Below are 2,712 nucleotides of genomic sequence, written 5' to 3'. Positions count from 1 at the left end.
GACAACATCGCGGCGAACAGCCTGTGGCCGGCGACACCGATCGAGTCCTACGCCACGAAGAACTGGTCCGAGGAGAAGATGGGCCGCCCCGATCAGTGGCGCACTCCGCAGATCATGTGTGACGCGCTGATGGAGATCCTTTCCTCCGAGCCTCAGTCCTGCACGGGCCGGCAGATCATCGACGAGCAATTCCTGCGCGAACGGGGCTGGAGCGACGAGCGCATCGATGCGTACTGGACGACCGGCACGCCCCCGCCGGACCCGATGTGGATCGACCAGCGCGCCTACCAGAACCAGTGAACGGCGACCCCCCTGGTGCTCAGCCTCTGCCCCGCTCAGACAGCCGTGGGTCCAAGCGTGGCAGGCGTCCCAGGCCGGGGAGGAACCTGCCGGCGCGGGCGGCGTACTCCTGGTAGGCGCGGCGTGGATGCGCAGCAGGTGTGCCCGCGCCACGCGTCGCGGCCCTCCTTGACCGCGACCGCGGCGATGACCAGCGCGGCGATCGGATCGGCCCACGACCAGCCGAACAAGCTGTTCAGTGCCAGGCCGGCGAGCAGCACCGCCGACAGGTAGGTGCACAACAGCGTCTGCTTGGAGTCGGCCACCGCTGAGGCCGAGCCCAGTTCGCGCCCCGCGCGGCGCTGGGCGGCCGACAACAGCGGCATGACCAGCAGGGACAGCGCGGCCAGGATGAGACCGGGAGTGGAGTGCTCGGCCACGTCGACGCCCAGCAGAGCACGCACCGCCTCGAAAGCCACATACGCGGCCAGCACGAAGAACGAGACCGCGATGACCCTCAGCGCGGCCTTCTCTCGCGCCTCATGGTCCCTGGCGGAGAACTGCCAGGCCACCGCGGCGGCCGAGGCGACCTCCACGATCGAGTCCAGCCCGAATCCGATCAGCGCGGTCGAGGAGGCGAGGGTCCCGGCGGTGATGGCCACGGCGGCCTCGATCACGTTGTAGGTGATGGTGGCGGCCACCAGCAGCCTGACGTGGCGGATCAGCGTCGCGCGGCGGGCTGCGGACGGGCCCGGGGTGACGGCGGGCGGGATCGCGGCCATCAGCAGCAGCCCTTCTCGGGCGTCTCTACGCAGCTGCCATCAGCGGGGACGGCGGCCACCGCGACGACCGCGCTGCGCAGGTCGTCCAGCGCGTGCCCGAGGCGCGGGTCGGCCAGCTCGTAGCGGATGCGGCGGCCCACCGGCACCGTGACCACCAGCCCGCAGTCGCGAAGGCAGGCCAGATGGTTGGACAGCCGTGTACGGGAGATGCCCAGCAGTTCGGCGAGCTCGGCGGGGTGGGCCGGAGCCTCACGCAGCAAGATCAAGATCTGGCAGCGGATCGGATCGGCCAGCGCGCGGCCGAATCGCGCCAGCACTTCGATCTCGGGAGCGATCGTCAACACTCCTCCAAGATACACTACATCCTGAATTCAGGAAACCGTGAACAGATGCGACAGCCTGTCGTGCCGCGCGCCGGGGCGTTCGTGGCCGCCGCACGTCCGAGGCCCCCGCCCGCCCGAGATGCGGCAGTACCTGGCCGATCGGCTCGGCGAGCCCGCAATGCCATGCTCGATGTGAGGCGGACCCGGATCGGGGCGTGCAGGCCCGCCTACTCGCCCCTTATACCCCTAGGGAGTATAGTACGGGAGCTGTAAGCCGGGGAGGTCGTGGTGAGCGAGAACCTAGAGGACCTGAAGGAACGCAGTACGGCGGTGCTGGATGTGAGCGGCGTGCAATGGGCGTCGGAGCAGAACGTGGTCGCCGCGGTGCTGGGCCGCCGCCCAGGGGTGATCGAGGTGGAGGTCAACCCCGTGTCCCAGACGGCGACCGTGGTGTTCGACCCGCGAGTGACCTCGGTGGCCGAGCTGCGCCGGTGGGTGGAGGAGTGCGGATACCACTGCGCCGGGCAGTCGGTGCCCGCCCATGTCTGCGACCCGATGGCCGAACCCGACCCGCCGGCGGACGACCACGCACACCACCAGGGAACGCCGCCGGTCCAGACGGTCCAGACGGTCCAGACGGTCCACGACGTGCGTCCTCCAGCCGAGCACGAGAAGCACGCGCCGTCTCCGCGCGAGGCGATGGGCCATGGCGGCCACGGCGGCATGTCGATGGAGGCCATGGCCGCAGATATGCGCAACCGCTTTCTGGTGACCGCGGTGCTGTCGGTCCTGATCACGATCTGGTCGCCGATGGGCCGCGAGATGCTGGGACTGCGACTGCCGGTGCCGCTCGGGCTGCGTGAGGACGTCTGGGCGCTGCTGCTCAGCCTCCCGGTCGTCTTCTACTCGTCGTGGATCTTCTTCACCGGCGCCGTACGGGCGTTGCGGGCGCGCACGTTGGACATGATGGTGCTGGTCGCCGTGGCGATCGGCGCCGGCTGGCTGTACTCGGTGTACATCACGCTGACCGGCGGCGGAGAGGTGTTCTACGAGGCGGCGGCGATGCTCGCGACGTTCGTGCTGCTCGGCCACTGGCTGGAGATGCGGGCCCGAGGCGGCGCCAACGACGCGATCCGCGCCCTTCTCGACCTGGCCCCGCCCAAAGCGCTGGTGATCCGCGACGGCGAGCAGGTGGAGATCCCCACCGCCGAGGTCGCCGCCGGCGACATCCTGCTGATACGTCCCGGCTCGAAGATCCCGGTCGACGGCGAGGTCGTCGACGGCGAGAGCGAGGTGGATGAGTCGATGGTCACCGGCGAGAGCCTGCC

3 protein-coding genes and 1 pseudogene are annotated in these 2,712 nt (G+C 69.8%); 2 read left to right on the top strand and 2 right to left on the bottom strand.

All coding sequences use genetic code 11. The features are described from left to right. Nucleotides 1–300: pseudogene (locus tag DAT37_RS12660) on the top strand (hypothetical protein); the annotation flags it as partial. Nucleotides 301–335: 35 nt separating this feature from the next. On the opposite strand, the gene DAT37_RS12655 reads toward DAT37_RS12660, so the two are convergent. Continuing rightward, a complete protein-coding gene (locus DAT37_RS12655; protein WP_109524956.1) occupies nucleotides 336–1,061 on the bottom strand; it encodes a cation transporter in 726 nt (241 codons plus the stop codon). Continuing rightward, nucleotides 1,061–1,402, bottom strand: coding sequence for an ArsR/SmtB family transcription factor (locus tag DAT37_RS12650; protein ID WP_408637397.1), 342 nt, complete (start codon nucleotides 1,400–1,402; stop codon nucleotides 1,061–1,063). Before DAT37_RS12650 ends, DAT37_RS12655 begins: the two co-directional genes overlap by 1 nt. A gap of 270 nt (nucleotides 1,403–1,672) precedes the next feature. Between DAT37_RS12650 and DAT37_RS12645 the strand changes: the two genes are divergently transcribed. Continuing rightward, a partial coding sequence (locus DAT37_RS12645; protein ID WP_232839710.1) for a heavy metal translocating P-type ATPase occupies nucleotides 1,673–2,712 on the top strand: 1,040 nt, incomplete at its 3' end.

This window comes from Nocardia aurea (genome assembly GCF_003123685.1).
In the GTDB taxonomy this organism is placed as follows: Bacteria; Actinomycetota; Actinomycetes; order Mycobacteriales; family Mycobacteriaceae; genus Nocardia; species Nocardia aurea.
The sequence above is the reverse complement of the archived record's forward strand: the minus strand, read 5'-3'. Positions and strand labels throughout refer to the sequence as shown.